20 protein-coding genes are annotated in these 20,353 nt (G+C 65.8%); 2 read left to right on the plus strand and 18 right to left on the minus strand.

Annotation, left to right across the window (positions count from 1 at the left end):
- Positions 1-67 precede the first annotated feature (67 nt).
- Entirely contained in the window at positions 68-1,375 is a 1,308-nt protein-coding gene (locus BT108_RS02535; protein WP_072292962.1) for an IS701 family transposase, read from the plus strand.
- An 18-nt stretch (positions 1,376-1,393) separates the two neighbouring features.
- Positions 1,394-3,208 carry a DUF4209 domain-containing protein gene (locus BT108_RS02540; protein ID WP_072292963.1) on the plus strand — a complete coding sequence of 605 codons (1,815 nt, stop codon included), beginning with the start codon at positions 1,394-1,396 and terminating at the stop codon, positions 3,206-3,208.
- Positions 3,209-3,224: 16 nt separating this feature from the next.
- Here the strand turns inward: BT108_RS02540 and BT108_RS02545 are convergent, their stop codons facing one another.
- The 18 genes from BT108_RS02545 to flgB all read right to left on the minus strand — a co-directional run bounded on the left by BT108_RS02545 (position 3,225) and on the right by flgB (position 20,270).
- Positions 3,225-3,560 (minus strand): EscU/YscU/HrcU family type III secretion system export apparatus switch protein, encoded by a 336-nt coding sequence (locus BT108_RS02545; protein ID WP_072292964.1) that lies wholly within the window; start codon positions 3,558-3,560, stop codon positions 3,225-3,227.
- Complete coding sequence (locus BT108_RS02550) at positions 3,547-4,593, minus strand: flagellar hook-length control protein FliK (RefSeq protein WP_072292965.1); 1,047 nt, start codon at positions 4,591-4,593, stop codon at positions 3,547-3,549. The genes BT108_RS02545 and BT108_RS02550 overlap by 14 nt, the downstream gene beginning before the upstream one ends.
- Before the next feature lie 145 nt (positions 4,594-4,738).
- Positions 4,739-5,086, minus strand: coding sequence for a flagellar protein FliT (locus tag BT108_RS02555; RefSeq protein ID WP_072292966.1), 348 nt, complete (start codon positions 5,084-5,086; stop codon positions 4,739-4,741).
- Between the two features lie 4 nt (positions 5,087-5,090).
- Entirely contained in the window at positions 5,091-5,555 is a 465-nt protein-coding gene (gene fliS, locus BT108_RS02560) for a flagellar export chaperone FliS (RefSeq protein WP_072292967.1), read from the minus strand.
- Positions 5,556-5,581: 26 nt separating this feature from the next.
- On the minus strand, positions 5,582-7,573 hold the full coding sequence (fliD, locus tag BT108_RS02565) for a flagellar filament capping protein FliD (RefSeq protein WP_072292968.1): 1,992 nt from the start codon (positions 7,571-7,573) through the stop codon (positions 5,582-5,584).
- A 170-nt stretch (positions 7,574-7,743) separates the two neighbouring features.
- A complete protein-coding gene (locus BT108_RS02570; protein WP_072292969.1) occupies positions 7,744-8,910 on the minus strand; it encodes a flagellin N-terminal helical domain-containing protein in 1,167 nt (388 codons plus the stop codon).
- A gap of 347 nt (positions 8,911-9,257) precedes the next feature.
- A complete protein-coding gene (locus tag BT108_RS02575; protein ID WP_072292970.1) occupies positions 9,258-9,734 on the minus strand; it encodes a response regulator in 477 nt (158 codons plus the stop codon).
- A 64-nt stretch (positions 9,735-9,798) separates the two neighbouring features.
- Positions 9,799-10,734, minus strand: coding sequence for a flagellar hook-associated protein FlgL (gene flgL / locus BT108_RS02580; protein WP_072292971.1), 936 nt, complete (start codon positions 10,732-10,734; stop codon positions 9,799-9,801).
- Between the two features lie 67 nt (positions 10,735-10,801).
- Complete coding sequence (gene flgK / locus BT108_RS02585) at positions 10,802-12,703, minus strand: flagellar hook-associated protein FlgK (protein ID WP_072292972.1); 1,902 nt, start codon at positions 12,701-12,703, stop codon at positions 10,802-10,804.
- A gap of 197 nt (positions 12,704-12,900) precedes the next feature.
- On the minus strand, positions 12,901-13,914 hold the full coding sequence (flgJ, locus tag BT108_RS02590) for a flagellar assembly peptidoglycan hydrolase FlgJ (protein ID WP_072292973.1): 1,014 nt from the start codon (positions 13,912-13,914) through the stop codon (positions 12,901-12,903).
- Positions 13,914-15,032 carry a flagellar basal body P-ring protein FlgI gene (locus BT108_RS02595; protein ID WP_083566114.1) on the minus strand — a complete coding sequence of 373 codons (1,119 nt, stop codon included), beginning with the start codon at positions 15,030-15,032 and terminating at the stop codon, positions 13,914-13,916. The genes flgJ and BT108_RS02595 overlap by 1 nt, the downstream gene beginning before the upstream one ends.
- A 4-nt stretch (positions 15,033-15,036) precedes the next feature.
- Entirely contained in the window at positions 15,037-15,702 is a 666-nt protein-coding gene (locus BT108_RS02600) for a flagellar basal body L-ring protein FlgH (RefSeq protein ID WP_072292974.1), read from the minus strand.
- Complete coding sequence (gene flgG / locus BT108_RS02605; RefSeq protein WP_072292975.1) at positions 15,699-16,481, minus strand: flagellar basal-body rod protein FlgG; 783 nt, start codon at positions 16,479-16,481, stop codon at positions 15,699-15,701. The genes BT108_RS02600 and flgG overlap by 4 nt, the downstream gene beginning before the upstream one ends.
- A 187-nt stretch (positions 16,482-16,668) precedes the next feature.
- Positions 16,669-17,421 (minus strand): flagellar basal body rod protein FlgF, encoded by a 753-nt coding sequence (locus BT108_RS02610; RefSeq protein WP_072292976.1) that lies wholly within the window; start codon positions 17,419-17,421, stop codon positions 16,669-16,671.
- A gap of 70 nt (positions 17,422-17,491) precedes the next feature.
- Positions 17,492-18,709 carry a flagellar hook protein FlgE gene (gene flgE / locus BT108_RS02615; RefSeq protein WP_072292977.1) on the minus strand — a complete coding sequence of 406 codons (1,218 nt, stop codon included), beginning with the start codon at positions 18,707-18,709 and terminating at the stop codon, positions 17,492-17,494.
- A 45-nt stretch (positions 18,710-18,754) separates the two neighbouring features.
- On the minus strand, positions 18,755-19,423 hold the full coding sequence (locus tag BT108_RS02620; RefSeq protein WP_072292978.1) for a flagellar hook assembly protein FlgD: 669 nt from the start codon (positions 19,421-19,423) through the stop codon (positions 18,755-18,757).
- 10 nt (positions 19,424-19,433) lie between these two features.
- A complete protein-coding gene (gene flgC, locus BT108_RS02625) occupies positions 19,434-19,853 on the minus strand; it encodes a flagellar basal body rod protein FlgC (RefSeq protein ID WP_072292979.1) in 420 nt (139 codons plus the stop codon).
- Between the two features lie 15 nt (positions 19,854-19,868).
- The gene (gene flgB, locus BT108_RS02630; RefSeq protein ID WP_072292980.1) at positions 19,869-20,270 is read right to left on the minus strand and encodes a flagellar basal body rod protein FlgB; all 402 of its coding nucleotides are present in this window, start codon (positions 20,268-20,270) and stop codon (positions 19,869-19,871) included.
- Positions 20,271-20,353: the final 83 nt, after the last annotated feature.

Raw genomic sequence — 20,353 nt, forward strand, 5'->3', positions numbered from 1 at the left:
CGTTCCCTAATCTTACTGTGTCATAAATGGGATAATGGAATTCTTTCGACTTCACGCCGGAGGATCGATGAATGCAACCGAGCGCTTTGACCGGTATCTGGAACAGTTGAGTGCGGGACTGGGCCATGCGGACCGACATGCCGGTCTTCGCGGCTACTGCACAGGCCTGATGCTGCCGCTGTCGCGCAAGAGCGTGGAGCTGATGGCTGCGCGCGTGGACCCGATGCACGCCAGCGCCCGGCATCAAGCGCTTCACCACTTCGTGGCCAAGGCGCAGTGGTCGCACACCGAGATGTTGCGCCGTGTCGCCCAGTGGGTGATCCCGAAGATGGACTTTCGATCGGGTGGCTGGTGGATCATCGACGACACCGGGTTCCCGAAGAAGGGCCGCCATTCGGTCGGCGTCGCGCGCCAGTACTGTGGGGTGCTGGGCAAGCAGGACAACTGCCAAGTGGCCGTGAGCATCTCGCTGGCCAGCGATCAGGGCAGTCTACCGGTGGCCTGGCGGCTGTACCTGCCCGAGGACTGGGCCGCAGATTGCGAACGCCGTGCCAAGGCCGGGGTTCCCGAGCAGGTGCGCTTTGCCACGAAGACGCAGATCGCCCTGGAGCAACTGCGCACGCTGTTGGCCGAAGGCGCGCCGCGTCACTGCGTCCTGGCCGATGCCGGCTATGGCATGGACAACGCCTTTCGCCAGGCGCTCAGCGACATGGGGTTGCTCTACACGGTCGGCATCACGTCGGCCGTCGTGGTCTGGCCGCCCGGGGTCGAGCCACTACCACCCAAGCCCTACAGCGGCGCGGGCCGCCCGCCCGTGATGCCCCAGCGCACCGCCGAGCTCCAGCCAATGAGCGTGAAGGCCTTGGCGATGTCGCTGCCGTCGCAGGCGTTCCAGACAGTCACCTGGCGCGAGGGCACGAACACTGCGCTGAGTGGGCGTTTTGCGGCCCTGCGCGTGCGCCATGCCGGTGGCAATGTGGGCAAGGCACGTCTGCGCCCGCAGCAGTGGCTGCTCATCGAGTGGCCAGCTGACGACCAAGAGCCGAGCAAGTACTTCCTGTCCACGCTACCCGAGGACACTGCCTTGAGCGAACTCGTCAGCGGCGCCCATCAGCGCTGGCGCATCGAGCGCGACTATCAGGATCTCAAGCAGGACTTCGGCCTGGGTCACTACGAAGGCCGGGGTTGGCGAGGGTTCCACCATCATGGCGCGCTGAGTATCGCGGCCTACGGATTCCTGATGGCAGAACGCCTCATCGCTGACAAGCCTGCCTGCGGCAAAAAAAACTTCATCGACCGCCAGGTGCCTGCCCTTCCCAAGGGTTACATCCCCCGCGGCAGGGCAAGCGCAAAAACTTCTCTTATGACACAGTAAGACTAAGGAATCTGCCCGATGAGTATTGTAGTTCCGTTTTCCATAGATGAGATAATTACGAAACTCGATCAGGAGAGTGCTCCTATCGATGAGCATCAAGTCAGCCAAAATCTTATAGCCGCTCGCAACGTACTGGTTAATCCGGATGAGGCGGAAAATCTTGGAGCATGGGCCGAGGTGCTTGCTTTTGCTCTCTCTATCGGCAACTGCGGTAACAGTCCTTGGGGAACGTATTTTCGCCCCATCGCATCCGGAACACGGGAAGACGGAAGTGCATTCTATTCCCCTGGCATCGAAGGTGCAGATAAGGAAACCATCACCCACTGGATGTCGCGGGCGAGGTCCATCACACATCCTGTCCTCAAGGCTCGGTATGCCGATCTTGCGTGGGATATGAGTCGCGCCATCGCCCGAATCAATCCCGACCCAGATATGGCTCGAATAGCCATAGACGCTTATTTACAGTCTGTAGCGCAAAATCTGCGCAGCGATATGTACAACAAATTCAGTGACGTTCTTCGCGCTCTTGATCTTTCCCTAATGCTCCGCGATAGGGTGCGTTCCGACACAGCCAAAGAGATATTGCTCACGCTTCACCGTGAAGCCGTCGCCGCTGATGAGGGTCTATGGTGGATCACCTTCGACCGCTTGATTGACGACAAGCATGTTGGGTTGTCGGATGCCGAGAAGAATCAATTGATCGCCGATCTCGAAAGTATCGTCGTCCAGCATTCTGACAGATCCAGCTCCACAATATTCAATCCCCACATTACAGAAGATGCAGCGCAGCGGCTTATCAAGCACTACAGAAAACACGGCAGGAACGATGACGTAAGGCGGTTGAGCGAGATTATCGGCCGAACATTTGAGCGTTTCGCCTCACTTGGGGATGCCATGTTGGCATCCGCCGTGCTGCAAACTGCCGTTAACGCTTACCGAGACGCGGGGATGCAAGAGGAAAGTCGGCGAGTGCGCGTAGCGATGGAAGAAAAGATCGCCCAATCACGCAATCAGATGAAGTCCTTCGTCATCGAGAGCACCATTCTAAAGGAGGATATAGACAAGTTCCTTGAATGGATCATCGTGGACAATATGGCGACAACGTTCGTTCGTATTGCTTCCGAGTTTCTGCAAAGACGCAGTGAACTCGAAAAGCAACTCCGCGAAATGACGCGGCGCGCGCCGTTACTGGCGTCCATTCCCCAATCCATTATCGCAGACAATCACGTCGCAGCACGCATTGACTCCGTAGAAGATGATCCGCTTGGAAGGATGATCCAGCAAGCCGCGCAAAGAATGGACATTATCGACACTTGGCTAATCCGTGCACTCGACAAGGCGATAGAGGTTCACAGTATTACGCCCCTCCACTTCGCGACATGGGCGGCTCGCACAGAACTGTTTGATGACCTCACATTTCTTATTGAAGGCGTTACGGCATGGTATAAACAAGATTTCATAAAATCTGTACATGTTCTCGTCCCGCAAATCGAAGTCGGCCTGCGGGCTATCGTCTCAAGGCTCGGCAAGCCCGTCACAAAACCTCATCCGTGTATTGCCGGCGTCAGTGTTGCCATTGGCATGGGTGATATTCTCTATGCGAAGGATATCCAGGCGGCACTTGGAGATGACATTACCCTGCATTTTCGAGCTCTCTACGCCGATCCACGTGGTTTTAATCTTCGCAACGATCTTGCGCATGGCCTGCTGTCAGCAAATCGCATTCACCTGAGTCTAGCGTCGAAAGTCATTCACACGCTTCTGGTGCTCGGCATCTGGGAGGAACTTGCCAAAGCGCGTAAGGCTATAGATCAGACGATGACGATCCCATGAGCATTTCGGTATGCCGCTACCCATCTCGGCGCGGCAGCGCCGAAATCTCCGTTCTGGTTGCCATCCGCCCTTCCACCCGGTAGAGCCAGGCGAGCAGTTCCGCCACGGCGCGGTAGAGTTGCGGGGGGATGTGCTGGTCCAGGTCGACCTGCATCAGCAGGGCCACCAGTTCGGGCGACTCGTGCACGTAGATGCCGTGTGCCCTGGCCTCGCGCACGATGGCTTCGGCGACGAGCCCGCGGCCCTTGGCCACGACCCGGGGCGCGGCGCTGCCGGCATGATAGGCCAGCGCTACCGCAGCCTCGCGGGAGGCGGCCGCTTCGCTGGCTTCCAGTGGATCAGGCCGCTCCATCCAGCCGGACCTCCACGCCTCGCAATCCGATACTCGCGGATTGCATTCGGTGCGCCAGCAGGGCGGTGGCGGCCTGCAGCATGAATGCGGCGACGGGATCCGCCGCCTCCATCCGCACGTCGACACCGTGTGCATCGAGCCGCAGCCTGGCGCAGACGCGGCCCAGGTGGGGCAGTACCAAACTCAGCCGGGTGTGCCAGGCGCTGGCGCATGGGTCGGTTCCATCGGCGCCTTCGGGCCTGTCCTCCGCCACCTCCCACTCGATCGCCTGCCCCGGCCAGACGAAGCCCTGCCAGTTGGCCTGCCGGGTCTCGAGCACGTCCAGCTGCTGGCGCACCAGCCCCAGCGCATCGGGATGAACCGTTTCATGTGTCGCCGCGGCTGCCTGCCCGGACGTGTCACCCGCAAGATTCATCGGCAGGCGCGCCTGGGGTTCCAGCGCCAGCTCTCCGCGGGTTCTTGCGCCCGCAAGCCATTGCGCCTGATGGGCTTCGTAGAACAGGCCGCTGTGCCCCAGTGCGCGTGCCAGGCTCTCCGCCAGACGGGCGCTGTCGACGGGCGGGCCTGCCAGCAGCGGCGTCGTGCCGGACACCGTGGCCCGGGCGCCGGATGGGATTCCGTGCGCCAGCAGGTCGCTGACGAAACGGCCGGCCTCGCTCAGTCGTGCGGCGTGCGCCTGCGATGCGGCTCCGGATGCCAGCATGAACATTGGCCGCGGATCACGCGAGACGAAGACCAGCTCCAGCGTATCGCCCGGCTGCGCACCAGCCGGGAGCCTCATCTGCAGCAGATGGCGCTCCGCAACTTGTGTGCCGGCTGCCGGGGTATTGCCGTTGGCAGCCGCACTACCCATGTCGATCGCCACGACAAATGCGCCGCCGGGAAGCCGGGCCTGCACCACGGCCCGCACCTGCCGGCCCGGTTCCAGCGCATCGGGGAATGCGCTGGAACCGGCCTGGCGGTAAGCCGCTGCGCCCATCGGCCGGACCGGGATGACCACGCCGACCACGCCCGGCGTACTCCGGATCAGCATGCCCGTGCGCCTCCATTTTCCTGCCGGCCACGGTGCGTTCCGGCCCTCCGCATGCTTGCCAGGGCTGCGGGTGGAGCGGGGATCGGGTATCCATGAGGCAGCGTCACGGCATCCTCATCTGCGATCGGTTCACGGGGCACGCCGGTCAGAGATCCTCGAGACGGCCCACTTCATACGTCCGATGCACCCGGCGCGCTCTGTCCGTGTTGCCGAGCAGGGCCTGAATCCGCTGCATCCAGGGTTGGGTATGAAGCCGGATCTCGGCGTCGTCAGCCAGGATCTTGTGGATCAGTTCCACCTTCCTGCGCTGCATTCCGGCTGGAAGCCGCACGGGCAGGGTCGCCCGGAGTTGAGCCACCACGCCGGCGCAGCGCTGTTCCAGCAGGGTCAGTTGCTCCCATTCCCCCATGCGCGCAATCTCTCTCATCTCGCCGGTGAGATCGCAGAGGGTTTGGAATGCCGCGAGGATTTCCGTGTCGCTCATCCTGTCCATGGCGTCACATCCCTCCGGAAAAGGAAGCGGAGCCTTGCGGCATGGCCGGGGTACCGGTTTCACCGCCGGCCGCCTGCGCGACCGTGCCGATACCGGCCCATGCCTCGCTCAATTCCCTCAGCAGGCGGGCCACTTCCTCGACGTGGCGGGCTTCGTTCTGCAGGTTGGCCTGCAGCAGACGGTGGCTCATGTAGGCATAGAGGGTATTCAGTTGCTGCGCCAGTTCTCCGCCCCGCTCGATGTCCAGGCTGGCCTGCAGGCCCGAGCTGATGATGGCGATGGCCCGGGAAAGGGCCTCGCCCCGTGCGGCAGGCCTATTCTCCTTCATATGGATCAGCGCGCAGGACAGCGCCAGTCGCGCACCCTCGAACAGCATCAGGATGAGCTTGTGCGGAGTGGCTGCGACCACGCCGGTTTCGAGGCCGACGCGGGCGTAGGTGTTTGCACCGTAAACGAGTTTGGCATTCATGTTGAAGTGTTTCCCGGGGTCTAGGTTCATGAGTCGATCTTCGGTAGTGCCGCCAGCTGCTGCTGGAGGAACTGGCTGGTCTGGTTCAGGCTGCTCAGCATCGTGTCCAGGGCGGTGAATTGCGCACGATAGCGGGCCTCGGTCGCCTCGAGGCGCCGCAGGAAGTCTGCCTGGCGGCGGTCGATATCCTTGGTGCTGGCATTGAGCCCGTCGACACGGGCGGCGATGAGACCCTTGTCTCCCAGCAGATCCTGTGCCAGCCTGCTCAGGCTGTCGGCGTAGCCGCGGGAGAAACCGACCGATCCGCGCGCGCCGGGCGGGCCTCCCTGGATCACCAGCCGCAGATCCGCCGCCGCATCCCCGGCCGGGGCCGTGAGCGTCTGGCCCGATCCGGCGGCCGCCACGCCATTGATGGTGCCTGCGACGTCCACGCCCTGCGTGGATATGGGATTCACGCCCAGCAGGCCGGGGGCGCCATTGCCACCGGACAGAACGACACCGGAGCCGGATCCGTAGCGGTCGGACGCAATGGTGAGGATGCCCTCGGACTGCGAGACCGTCACCGAGATCCCCGCGTCCGCCAGGGTGGCGGCACCGTTCAGCCGGCTTTGCACCTCGGCGGCGAGTGCGTCCGCGGATGCGTACGTGCCGGGTGCCAGCGTGATGCTGACGGCGACGCCATCGACGTTGAACCCCAGCTGGTCGTTGACGCCCGCGGTGATGGCCAGGCCTGCCCCTTGGCTGCCGGCCAGGCTGCCCCGGGTGGCCAGCTGGGTGATCGTAACCGCATAATCTCCGGCCGCGGTCCTGCCGCTTGCCCCGTCATAGGCGATCAGGCTGTCGGTCGGATTCCCCCGTGCTGCGAACAGGCTGCCGATGCGATCGAAATCCGCTTCGACCGCAGACTGCAGCCGGGCGGCATCGAGCGCAAGGCTGCCGTCCTTCTGGAAGGAGACGCCGATCTGCGACAATGAGCCATGAGCGCCCACCTCGGCCGAAACCGTGGTGCGCAGCCAGCGCTGGATGGAAAGGGTGGCTGCATCGCCCTGCAGTACAGCCCCCTTCCCTGTTGATGTGTTATATGAACTGAGGTTTACAAGTATCTGATTAATGGAATTGAATGATTTTACAAACGATTCCACCGAGGCCTGGATGCCGGCGCCGTCGCGTACCACGCTCACCGTGATGGAATCCCCCGCGGTGTTCTTCAGAAGATTCAGCGTGACGCCCTCGATGGCGTCCTGCACGATATTCGAGGCCCGGCTGACATCGATTCCGTCGATGCGCAGCTTCGCATCCTGAGCCGCCTGCACCTGGGTGAGATTCTTCCCGGCGCCGGCCGCGGCGGCCGGGTCGAAGGCGAGCCGGGACAGTCCGGCAGTGTCGAGATGCGTGCCGTCGTCATCCTGCACCAGGATCCTGACGCTGCTGGCGGCCCCCGTGTCCTTGACGGTCAGCACCAGCCGGCTGCTGCTGCCATCGTGGACAATGGATGCGGCCACCCCGGCATCCGCGGCATTGATCGCATCCCGTACCCCGGCGAGGGTATTGGTGGAGGGATCGATGGTGATCGTGCGTGCCGCTCTGGCGCCGCTCGGAGTGAAAATGCCGAGGTCGCCGTCGTACTCCCCGTACTGCAGGGTCAGGGTGCCGCTGCCGACCACGCTGGCGGGGCTGGCAAAGCCGTCGGAACGGATTTTCTGCTGCTGCGCCAATTGCTGCACCTCGACCGAATAGCTGCCGGGCGCCGCGGTGCCGCCGGCAGTGGCCGTCAGTACGGAAGGATCCGCGGCGCTGGCCCTGACGGACTGGAATCTGGCGGCGTCGGCCAGCCCCTGCATCGTACTCTGCAGGGATGCGAGTGCGCCCTTCAATGTTCCATAGGCGGACAGCTTGGCCTGGTAGTCGGCTTCGCGCCGGTCGAGCAGCGCCAGCGGCTGTCGCTCGACCGCCATCAGCTGGTTGATGATGCCGGCCACATCCAGGTTCGATCCCATCCCCGGTGCAGAAATGGCCATATGTCGCCCTCCCCTTCCATGACGGCGGTCGCTGCTGGCCGTCCGCCTGCCTTCCGGCCTCTTCGAGGACTTCCGGCGTGATTGAAAAAGAGCCCGGAGCCATGCCCCGGGCCTTGCCCTGCAGCAGGCCGGCCGATTCCTTATTCCGGAAATCGGCCGGTGCCCGTGACTTACCCTCTCAGCAGCGCCAGCACGCTTTGCGGCAGCGCGTTGGCCTGGGCCAGCATGGCCGTGCCCGCCTGCTGCAGCACCTGATTCCTCGAAAGGGCTGCGGTTTCGGCGGCGAAATCGGCATCCATGATGCGGCTGCGGGAAGCCGTCAGGTTCTCCGCCGTGGTCTGCAGGTTCGAGACCGCCGACGAGAACCGGTTCTGGTAGGCTCCGAGATCGGCGCGGGCCGCGTTGAGCGCACTCAGCGCCGAGTCGATCGAGGCGATGGCGATGTCGGTGTTCGCGGTGGTGTCGATCGCCAGCGAGCTGAAGCCCACGGTGGTGGTGGCCGTGGCCGCGGTGGCGGCGGCGGTCAGTCCGGTGCGCGCCGTGGTCGCCGTCCCGCTCTGGGCGATGGTGATGCCTGCGCTGGAGGCGCTGGTCAGCGTCACCACCCCGGCGCCGTCGGCTGCGGCGGTCACGCCGGTTGCGCCCGATACCAGGTTGATGGCAGCCGCCACCGCCGCGCCTTGCGCCGGTGCCGCGCCGCCGGCGACGATGGGGCCTACGTCCACCCCGTTGATCTTGAGGTCGCCCGCCGCGATGTTGTCCGCCGGCGCCGTGAACCCGGTGGCGGCGACGCCGACCACGCTGGTCGCATAGGTGGTGGTGGTGCCCAGGGACGAGCTTTGCGCGTTGACGATGCTGCTGATGTTGATGGTTTCGCCGACATTGGCACCCACCTGGAAGGCCTGGTTGGTGAAGGTGCCATCCAGCAGCTTGATGCCGTTGAACGTGGTGGTCGAGGCCACTCGGTCGATCTCGGCCTTGAGCTGCTGCACTTCATTGTTGAGCGCGGTGCGGTCGCTGGCGCTGTTGCTGGCGTTGCGGGATTGTACCGCCAGTTCGCGGATGCGCTGCAGGTTGTTGCCGATCTCGCCCAGGGCGCCTTCGGCGGTCTGCGACATCGAGATGCCGTCGTTGGCGTTGCGGACGGCCTGGTTGAGTCCGCGGATCTGCGAGCTCATGCGCTCGGTGATCGCCAGTCCCGCGGCGTCGTCGCGGGCGCTGTTGATGCGCAGGCCCGAGGACAGGCGCTGCAGCGTGGTGGCGAGCGAGTTCTGGGAGCTGTTGAGATTGCGTTGCGCATTCAGGGAAATGACGTTGGTATTGATGATCGCAGCCATGTGAAAATCTCCTTGACGAATGTTGCTGGATTGCGCCCCGGACATCCGGCTGGCGCCAACCTCGGTCCGTCCCCCATTGTCGGGGCCGATCGACCGCTGTTGCATCCTTAACGGCCTTGCCTCGAAAAGATTTAATCATCCTGTCGGATTTCTTGCACACGACGTGCGTCTCCTGCCATGACGCCCGGATTGCCATGATAGGATCTGTGGCGTGCATGCCATGCGCGGATTAGCGTGTGATCCGTGCCTCATATCCATGCTTGGAACAGGCGCGGGCGGATGCAGGGGGAAGCTGCGGAGCAGGATGGTCCCCGGCCGCGTGCCGGCAGTCTCGCCGGTCGAAGCGATCAGGAACAGGAGCGGATATTGCAGGCCGGCAGGGCCTTGCGGAAGGGGCTGGCGATATCGTTCGCCTCGGGATGCCTCGCCATGGCCTCGGCCAGCACCGGCGTCAGGTACCGGCGTCCTTCGCCCACCTGCCGGATGGCTGCCATGAGCTCGGCCGGCACGCTTTGCTTGATCAGGTAGCCCGCTGCGCCCGCCCTCAGCGCCCGGAGGGCATACAGCGCCTCGTCGTGCATGCTGAGCATGAGCACGGGAATCCGGGGATGCTCCCTGCCGATCTGTGCCAGAACCTCGATACCGTTGCGATCGGGCAGGGAAATATCCAGCAGCACCACGTCCCATCCGCCTTCATGCAGCCGCAGCAGCGCGCCGGCCCCGTTTTCCGCCTCGCCGATGCGCGCGACCCGGCCGCTTTCGGCCAGGATCTGCCTCAGGCCCTGGCGGACACGGGGATGATCGTCGACGATCAGGACGTTCATTGCCGCCGCCCCTTGCGTCCGCCGGGATGCGAAAACCGGCCGGGGTCGCCGGGAAGCGCCGCCATCACCTGAGGTAGTCGAACAGGGACAGCCCCTGCACCTTCAGGAACGCCTTCTGCGTCGCTTCCAGGTAGGTCTGTTGCTGGGTCAGATCGCTGATGGCCCGGGCATAGTCCACGTCCTGCAGTTCGGAGAGCTGCCGGGCATAGAGGAGGCGCAGGTCGTCGCCGCTGTCGTCGAGCGTGTCGATCTCCTTCATGCGGGTGCCTACGGCAGTACGCACCCGCAGCACATTGTCCAGCGCGCTGGAGAGGTTGCCCTGCGCCGCATCCAGGCCGGTTGCCAGGGCGGCCTTGCCGGCGGCGCCCGTCACCGGCGTCTCGAGCAGGGTGATCAGGTCGGAAAGCGTCCGGAACAGGCTCTGGTATCCGCCACCTGCGGCGGGAATGCGCTCGAACACCTCCCGGCCCGACTCGCTGGTGGCGAGCTGGCGGGAGGGGCCGGCCTGTATCAGGCGCTGACCCTCGTCGCCGGAATACTGCACGCCGCTGCCGGTGTCGGCGAACGGCCGGGTCGCACCCTGAAAGCCTGAGAAGAGGTACTGTCCGCTTCCATCGGTACGGTTGGCAAGACCCAGCAGTTCGTCGAAGTTGCCGCGCAGTTCGGTGGCGATGGCCTGCCGCCCGCTGTCCGTGAGGGTGCCGTTTCCGGCATAGACGGCAAGCTGCTGCAGGTTCTGCACGACGTTGGTCACGTCGCCCAGCGTGGCTTCCAGCATCCCGAGGCTGGCGGCGGCGGCCTGCCGGTTCAGGGCGTACCGGGCGTTGACCGAGTCGGCCTGGGACACTTCCAGCGCGCGGATGTAGGATGCCGGGTCTTCGGAGGGCGTCAGGATGCGCCGTCCGCTGCTGATCTGCTCCAGGGTCTTGATCTGGGCGGCCTGCTGCCGATGAAGGGCGGTTATGCCGAGTTCGTAGCTGATGTGGGTGCCGATGCGCATCGCGGTTTCTCTCCGTCGTGTCTGTGCCCGCCCTGCTCCCCGGTCCGGAAGGGCGGGCGGATGAACCCTATCGCGTGATATCCAGCAGCGCGTCGAACATCTGTCCGGCTGTCTGGATCACCTTGCTTGCCGCCTGGTAGGCCTGCTGGTAGCGCATCAGGTTCGCGGCTTCTTCGTCCAGGTTCACGCCCGAGCCTGATTGCTGCAGGGTATATGCCTGGCTCAGCAGCGCCGCCTGGGCGGTACTGGTCACTTCGAGTTCGCGCGTCTTGCTTCCCGCCAGGCTGACGACCTGCCCATAGGCCTGCTGGTAGCTGGCCGTGCCGCCGGCCAGGGTATGGCTGCCCTGGAGCGCTCCCAGCAGGAGGGCGTTGCGGTTGTCGGCTGTTCCGCCCGGATTGGGGCCGACCGTGAAGGTGTCGCCGGGTGCGGGCGCGCCGCTGATCTGAACGCTCCAGCCGTTGAAGCTGATGGTTCCCCCCGCCGTGAAGACGAGGCCGGTCGGGTTGCCGGTGCCGGTGCCGCTGACGTCGAAGGTGGTGGCGCTGGTGAAGGTGAGGGTCACCGGCGCGGTCAGGTTCGGATCGGGAGTATCGACGCTGCCGGCGCTGATGCGGCCCGTGCCCGTGTTGGCGGACGGCGCGTCGGTGCGGATCGGCGCGGCGGCGGCGATGAGGCGGGTATCCTGTATCGCCACCGTGATCCCGCCGGCGCCGGGCGCCGTGGGCCGGATGAGGAATTCGTCGCCCGCTGCGGCGGCACCCCCGGCCAGATCCAGGCGCACGCCGTCCACGACCTGGGGGAAGGCGGCGAAGGTCTGCGTCGTCCCGTTGTCGAGCCGCGTGAGCGTGTAGGCGCTGCCATCGTAGCGCAGGCGGTAGTCGCTGGTGGTCAGGTCGCCATGCGCGGCGATTCCCGCGGCGATCACGGCATTGCCGGTATTCCGGGAGGAAGCGGCCACCGACGGGCCGGAGACGTTGAAGAAATCGGCGCCGGCGTTGCCCTGCAGATCCTGCCCCAGCCGGTGCTGGGCATTGAAGGATTCGGCCAGGCCGATCGCCACGCGCCCCAGCCCGTTGCGCACGGCGTCGAGTTCTCCGCTGCGGAACCGCAGCAGTCCGCCGAGCGTGCCGCCGTCCAGGCCGGACTCCTTGAGCGGCATGTCGCTACCGCCGGTGACGTATGCGATCTCGATACGGCGCGGATCGTACGCGGACGCCACGGCAGCGAGCCGGAACGCATTCGCGCCCGCCACCAGCGCCTGGCCGGTGCCGATGAACACGCTGTAGCTGCCGTCGTCCTGTTCCACGACCTGGGCGCGAATCTCCTGATTGAGCTGCATCAGCAGTTCGTCGCGCTGGTCCCGCAGATCGTTCGCCGGCTGGCCGCCCAGGGCGCCCTCGGCCTGGCTGATGCTTGCATTCAATTCTCCGATCCTCGAGGCCAGGGTATTGATCAGCGCCACGCTGTTCCCGATCTGGGCGTCCACCCCAGCCTGAATCTCGTCCAGGCGGGTGTTCAGGGACTGGAAGCGCTGCGCCAGCACCTCGGCGCTGGACAGCACGGATTGCCGCGATGCCACGTCGGCGGGGTGGGTGGCGACATCCTGCAGGCTTCCGAAGAAATCCTGCAATGCCGGCGCCAGGCCCAGGCGCCCGCCCGGATCTGCTAGCAGATTGTCGATCTGCTGCATCTGCGCGAAATAGGCATCGAGCTGGGCGGATTCGGTGCGTGCCTGCATGACCTGGCCGGTCAGCAGGCGGTCGTACAGACGCCTCACCGTGTCGACCTGCACCCCCTGCCCGATGAAGCCGCTGCCGCTGCCCTGCGCTCCGCGGCTCGACTGGACGATCTGCTGCCGCGTATAGCCCGGCGTGGCCGCGTTGGCGACGTTGTGCCCCGAAACTAGCAGTCCTTGCTGGGCGGCATTGAGCGCGCTGAGGCCGATGCCGAAAATTCCGTTGCCCATGTCGTCTCCCGATTCCGCGCTTGCGGCCCTTACGGCCCCTTACGGCTCGTATCTGTTCGTTTTCGATATGCTTCCAGGGGTAACGGCCGCCGGACGCGGACCTTTAGGCATCTCGCGGGTTTCCCGGCATCCCCGGGCACCTTCGTTCTCCCTCTTGCGCGCCGGTGCGCGCCGGCTGCGGCCATTGCGGAGCGCCGTCACGACCATGGCGTGGTACGGATGATCCGTCCCAGCTTGCCGGCGTAGTCCGGATCGGTTGCGTAGCCCGCCCGCTGCAGCCCCTGGGCGAAGCCCTCGGCGTCGAGCCCCCGGGCAGCCTGCGACAGCAATTCCGCGTAGCGGGGGTTGCTGCTCAGCAGCTGGACATAGTCCTTGAAGGCTTCCGCATAGGAGGCGTAGGCGCGGAATTTCTCGACGCTCTTCCGCGGCACGCCGTCGACGTACTCCGTCGTCATCGTCTCGACCACCGGCCCCTTCCAGCTGCTGCCGGCCTTCACCCCGAAAAGATTGTGGCTGGGCGCGCCATCCGCGCCGCGGATCTCCCGCCTGCCCCACCCGCTTTCAAGGGCCGCCTGGCCCAGCATGAAGCGCGCGGGGATGCCGGTCGCCGCGCTTGCCTGGCGCGCGTACGGCATCAGCCGGGCCTGGAATTCCATCGCCTGCGGCGGCAGCCACGAGGACGAGGCAGCCGTCTCCTGCGTGCGCCGAGGTTCGGCGGATGGCGCGCCGATCGGCGGCGATCCCGGATCGGCCGGCGGCTCCCGGCGCGCGACCCGGATCGATTGCGGCGCAACCGGGAGGGAAGCCGGCAGGCTCCCCGTGCCGCGTGCGCCGTGAGGTGGAACGGGGATGGAATCCATTTCGCCCGCCCCCTGCATATCCCCTTCCCCGCCGGACGGATCGGGCGGCAGCGCATGGCGCAATTGCCGCACCATGACCTCGGCCAGGCCGACTCCGCGGGAGGCCATGCCCTGGGACAGCTGCTGGTCGAGCATGGCCGTGAACATGCGGCTCTGCTCGTTGTCCATGGGGCCGTCCTGCGGCGTGGCCTCGCGCATGCTCTTTAGCATCATGTTCAGGAACAGCGCCTCGAACTGCCGGGCGACGGCCTCGAGCCCGGCGCGCCCGTTTCCCTTCGCCGTGGCCCGCAGGCCATCGACGGCCTGCACGTCCAGGGCGAACCGGGTCGACAGGTCGGTCGCGACCGCCATCAGATGATCTCCAGTTCCGCCCGCAGCGCCCCGGCCGACTTCATCGCCTGCAGGATCGCGAGCAGATCCTGCGGCGTTGCGCCCACCGCGTTGAGCGCCTGCACCACCTCGGCCAGGGACGCGCCTTCCACCATGGTCAGCATGCCCGATTCCTGCTGGATCTCGACGGTCGAGCGTTGCGCCTGCACGGTCCTCCCGCTGGAGAAGGGTCCGGGCTGGCTGATGACCGGCTCGGTGCTGATGACCACCGACAGGTTGCCGTGCGCAACGGCGCAGGCGTCGACCGTGACCGCCCGGTTCATGACCACCGAGCCGGTGCGGCTGTTGACGATCACCTTGGCCGGGGTCTCGGCGCGGCTGACATTCATGCTCTCGACCTCCGCGATGAAGGCCACGCGCGCGTCGCTTCCCGGCGGCGTGCGCAGCTGGATGGTCCGGCCATCCACCGCGGCCGCGGTACCCGTGCCGAAGCGTTCGTTGATGGCATCCACCACTCGGCGGGCGGTGGAAAAATCGGCGTTGTGGAGGCCGAGGCGGATGCTGTCGTCCTGGCCCAGCGTCACCGGCACGGCGCGTTCGACCGTGGCGCCGCCGCTGATGCGGCCCACACCCAGGTGATTGACCTGCACCTGGCTGCCGCTGGCCGAGGCCCCGAAGCCTCCCACCAGCAGGTTGCCCTGGGCCATGCCGTAGACCTGTCCGTCCGCCCCCTTGAGGGGCGTCATCAGCAGGGTGCCGCCCCGCAGGCTCCTGGCGTTGCCCATGCTGGACACGGTGACGTCCATGAGCTGCCCGGGCTGGGCGAACGGCGGAAGCGTGGCCGTCACCATGACCGCGGCCACGTTGCGCAGGCGCAGATTGGTGCCCGGCGGCACGTTGATGCCCATCTGCATCAGCATGCTGGTGAGGCTCTGGATGGTGAACGGCGTCTGTATGGTTTGGTCGCCGGTGCCGTCCAGTCCCACCACCAGGCCGTAGCCCACCAGCTGGTTGAGCCGCACGCCCTGGATGGAGGCCATGTCCTTGATGCGCTCGGCTTGCGCCGATGCGGCGCACGCCGCCAGCCCCAGCACGAGCGTGAGCCGCAGCAGGCGTCCGCATGTAAGGAAGGCGTTCATGCGCTCAGAAGGGCGAGACGCTCATGAAGAAGCGCGAGAGCCAGCCCATCGTCTGCGCCTCGTCGATGTAGCCGTTCGCCTTGTACTCGATCTTCGCATCCGCGACCTGGATGGACGAGACCATGTTGTTGACGATGGTCTCGGGGCGCACCACGCCCGAAAGGCGGATGTATTCGCTGCCCTGGGTCATGGCGAGCTGCTTCTCGCCGCTCACCACCAGGTTGTCGTTGGGCAGCACCTCGATCACGGTGACCGTGATCGTGCCGGTGAAATTGTTGGCGGAGGCCGCCTCGCCCTTGCCCGCGAACGTGTTGCCGCTGGATGCGCCCATCTCCACTTCCTTGGTGATGGGCACGCCGAACACGATGGGGGGAATGCCGACGTTCACGCTGCCGTTCCTGTTGGCGCTGCTGTTGGAGCGCTTGCTGGCATTGGTGCGCTCGTTGAGGACGACCACCAGGATGTCGCCCACCTGGCGCGCGCGGCGATCCTCGAACAGCGGCCGGTAGCGCGACGCCGCCTGGTAGATGGCGCCGCTTTCGGCAGGCGCTCCCGCCTGCGGGGCGCGCGTGGACATGGGCTGGTGCACGATGGGCGCGGGATCCGGCAGCGTGACGCATCCCGCCAGGACGGACAGCAGCACGGCCATGGACGCGGCGGGTGTTCTCATAGCTGCGCCAGCCGCTGCAGCATCTGGTCCGAGGTCTGCACCGCCTTGCTGTTGATCTCGTAGGCACGCTGGGTCTGGATCATGTTGACCAGTTCCTCCACCACGTTGACGTTGGAGGTTTCCACGTAGCCCTGGCTGAGCAGGCCCGTGCCGTCGGTCCCGGGCGTGTTGATGTTCGGGGTGCCGCTGGCGCCGGTTTCCACGTAGAGGTTCTCGCCCACGCTCTGCAGGCCCGCCGGGTTGATGAAGGTGGCGAGCTGCAGCGTGCCCACCTGGGTCGGCTGGGGAGAATCCGCCTGGGTCACGGTCACGACGCCGTCGCGCCCGATGGTGACGCTCAGGGCGTTGGCGGGAATCGTGATCGCGGGTTGGAGAGAGTATCCGCTGGCCGTGACCAGTTGCCCTTCCATGTCGGTCTGGAAGGCGCCGTCGCGCGTGTAGGCGGTCGAGCCGTCGGGCCGCAGCACCTGGAAGAACCCCTGGCCCTGGATCGCCACGTCCTTCCAGTTTCCGGTCTGCTGCAGGTTGCCCTGGGTGAACACGCGTTCGGTCGCCACCGGCCTGACGCCGGTGCCGATCTGCAGGCCCGACGGCAGCTGCGTCTGCTGCGACGACTGGCCTCCCGGCTGGCGCAGGGTCTGGTAGATCAGGTCCTCGAACACCGCGCGGGAACGCTTGAAGCCGTTGGTGCTGACGTTCGCCAGGTTGTTGGCGATGACGTCCATCTGGGTCTGCTGCGCGTCGAGACCGGTCTTCGAAATCCAAAGCGAGCGAATCAAGTGAACCTCCTCAATGTGGGGCCGGGGATCGCCGGCGGCCGGCGATCCCCCCCGGTGGCAGTGTCCGCGACATCGTAGCGCGGAATGAAGGGAAGCAGACCCGCGAACAGAGGGGCGATTGCGCCCCTGCTTCGAGCTTGCCCGCGAGGCGGCCCGGCGCCGGTGCCCGTCTTGCGTGCGCCGGGCGTCATGCGTTCAGGGACAGCAGCTGGCTGGCCCGCTGGGCGTTGCCCTCGGCATTCTGCAGCAGCTTCATGTGGGCCTCGAACTGGCGGGAGAGCGCGATCATGTCGACCAGCGCCTCGACCACGTTGACGTTGCTGCCCTCGAGCATGCCGCTGCCCAGCCTGACCTCGGCGTCGGCCTCGGCCTCGCCTCCGCCGGCCAGCCGGAACAGACCGTCCGGGCCGCGCACCAGCTGCGCCTCGGGGGGGTTGACCAGCTTGATGCGTCCCAGGGTCGCCGAGATGTTCGGCTCGCTCGTTCCCGCGCCGGCGGGAACCGTGGAAAGGGTGCCGTCCGCGGCGACGGTGACGAGGGTATTGGGCGGGATGGAGAGGGTGCCGAGGTCGCCGCGCACGTTCAGGCCGCTGCGCGTCTGCAGCAGGCCGTTGGGATTGACGTGCAGGCTGCCGTCGCGGGTATAGGCCTCGCTCCCGTCCTCGAGCTGCACCGCGATCCATCCGGGCCCCTGCACCGCCACGTCCAGCTCGCGCCCGGTCTGCTGCATCGCGCCGGGGCGCAGGTCCGCCCCCGCGCTGGAATCCACCACGAAGGCGCGGGTGGCGAGCGTGTCGCTGAACACCGGTACCGCCCGCAGGACGCTGTGTCCGGCGCGATAGCCGACGGTGCCGGCATTCGCCAGATTGTGCGACAGGGCGGCCTGCTGTCCCAGCGTGTGCTTGGCGCCGGTCATGGCGACGTAGATCATGCGGTCCATATCTGCTCCCGTGGAAAATGCGCCGCCCATCCCGGCCGGCGCGCCGGACGGTGCGTGTGTACGCCTTCGGTCATCTCAGGTTCACGATGGTCTGGAGCAGCTGGTCCTGGGTCTTGATGGTCTGGGCATTGGCCTGGTAGACGCGCTGGGCCGTGATCATGTTGACCAGTTCGGACGTGAGCTCCACATTGGAATCCTCGACCGCGCCCGCCTGCAGCGCACCCAGCCCGCCGCTGCCGGGCGCGCCCACCAGCGGGACGCCGGAGGCGAAGCTTTCCGTCCAGGTATTGTTGCCGCCCGGCTCCAGGCCCTGCGGATTGGCGAAACTCGCCAGCGCGACCTGCCCCAGGGTCAGGAACTCGCCGTTGGAATAGCTGCCGCGGATCACGCCATTCTCGCCCACGGCGAAGCCGGTCAGCTGGCCCGAGGTGTAGCCGTCCTGGGACAGCGCGTTGATGCCGAAAGCGGAACCGAACTGGGTCGTGCCCGCGAAATCCAGGTCGAAGGCCAGAGGGCTGGCGCCGGTCGTAACCGCGGCCGTCACGCCGAACGTGCTGGGCGTCAACGGATCCAGCAGCCCGTTGGAAAGGAAATTGAGGGAGCCGACCGGCGTTCCGCCATTGAGCAGCGCGCCGTCCCGGGCGGCGAATACGTCCCAGCTGTTGGCGGCGGTCTTCAGGAAGTAGGTCGACAGCGTGCTGGGGTTGCCCAGGCTGTCGTAGACCGGCACCGACGTGGTGCTGCTGTAGGTGTCGGGATCGGCCAGGCTGAAGGCGGCAGGGTTGAGCACCGCCGCGCGCGAATCCAGGTTCACCTCGCCGCCGACCCGGGTCGTCGCCGAAGGCGGCAGGTCGGCGGTCGAAAGCCGCAGGTCGACGGGAACGGAAGTATTCAGCATGCCGGCCGCGTTCGCCGCGTATCCGGTGAGCCGCAGGCCGTTGCCGTTCACGACGTAGCCGTCCTTGTCGGCGTGGAACTGGCCGTTGCGCGAATAGCTGATGGCGCCGTCGCCGCTCAGCCGATAGAAGCCGCCGCCGTTGATGGCGATGTCGAGCGGATTGCTGGACTGGGTGATGCTGCCTTGATTGAATTGCTGCGCAACGCCCGCAACCTTGACCCCGATCCCGGCCTGGGCGCCGCCGCCGGTGAGGGAATTGGCGAACACGTCCGCAAACTGGATCTGCGACTGCTTGAAACCCACCGTGCCGGCATTGGCCACGTTGTTGCCAATCACGTCCAGGTTCCTGGAGGCTGCGTTCAAACCGCTCAACCCTTGCTGAAAGCTCATGATGACTCCTTGAATGCGCCCGATCGGACGACCGGTGCGCGAGGTTTAAAGAATTTGCCGGACGTCCGCCAGACCGGCCGTGCCCAGGGCCCCGAGATTCAGCACGACCCCCGGGCCGTTTTGCGAGACGGCCTGCACGGAACCGATGGCCAGGGTTTGCGCGCTCACCTGCTGCCCGTTGCGCGACGCGCTGACGGCGAGGCGGTAGGTGCCATCCGTGGCCCTTCCTCCGTCCGCGGTGGCGCCATCCCACTCCAGCGCCAGGGCGCCGGGCGGTAGCGCCCCCAGGTTCACGACCTGCACCTCACGCCCCGCCGCATCGTATACCGCGACCTTCACCTGGTCGGCAGCCTCCGCCAGCTCGACGCCGAAAGCTCCCCTGCCTCCCGCCAGCTGCAAAGTGGATCCGGGCACGAGCACGTTCCTGCCGATCATGCCGGCGGCCTGCAGGGATTGCCCCGCGCCCACGCTGCCCGTCAGGGCTTCCATCGTCGCGTTCAGCTTCTCGATCCCGTTCACGGTGCTGATCTGCGCCAGTTGCGTCGTCACCTGGGCATTGTCGAGCGGGTTGAGGGGATCCTGGTTCTTCATCTGCGTGACCAGCAGCCTGAGGAACCGGTCCTGTATCTCGTCCGTTCCGGTCCGCGCGGTACCCCGGGTTCCCGTTACGTCCGCGACCGTCCGGGTCGATGGTGCGTCCTGAATCGTGCTCATGCGCGTCTCCTCATTGTCCGATGGTCAAGGTCTTCAGCAGCAGGGTCTTGGCCGTGTTCATCATGTCCACGTTGTTCTGGTACGAGCGCGAGGCGGAGATCATGTCGACCATCTCCTCCACCACGTTCACGTTCGGCATGGCGACGAAGCCCTCCCCGTCCGCCATGGGGTGGGTGGGCTCGTAGACCCGCTTCATCGGGGATTGATCCTCGATGACCGCCGATACCCTGACCCCATGGGCGGAATCGCCGGCATCCGCATGGGGGGTGGCCGGCACGCTCATGAACAGCACCTGCTTGGCCTTGTAAGGCTGCCCATTCGAGCTCACCGCGCTGTCGGCGTTGGCCAGGTTGCTGGCCACCACGTTCAGGCGCTGGTTCTGGGCGGTCATCGCCGAGCCGGCGACGGTGAATATGTTGAACAGGGACATGGTGCGAATCGCTCCTTAACCTTGAATGGCAGACCGCATGAGCCGGATCTGGTCGTTGATGAACGTGAGATTGGCCTCGTAGTGGATCGCATTGTCGGCGAACTGGCCGCGTTCCACGTCCATGTCCACCGTATTGCCGTCCACGCTGCCCTGCACGGCGGTACGGTACAGCAGGGGCGCATTCCCTGCTGGGGTGTTTCCCCGGGAGGAAGCGATGTGGTTCGGCGCGGTGGCGATGAGCCTGGCCGGCCGGCTTCCCTTCGCCTGTTCCAGCGCACTCGTGAAATCGATGTCGCGCGCCTTGAAATTCGGCGTGTCGGCATTGGCGATATTGGACGCGATCAGCTGCTGGCGATGGGTCCTCAGATTGGCGGCATCCTGGTGAAAACGGAATGCCGCATCCAGCTTGTCGAACATATGACCTCCTCGAACGGGCTACGGTACGCCGAGCATACCGGGCCACCGGATGGATGGCTGCATGGCGAAATGCTATCCCCTGC

The organism is Nitrosovibrio sp. Nv17 (assembly GCF_900119085.1).
GTDB lineage: Bacteria > Pseudomonadota > Gammaproteobacteria > Burkholderiales > Nitrosomonadaceae > Nitrosospira.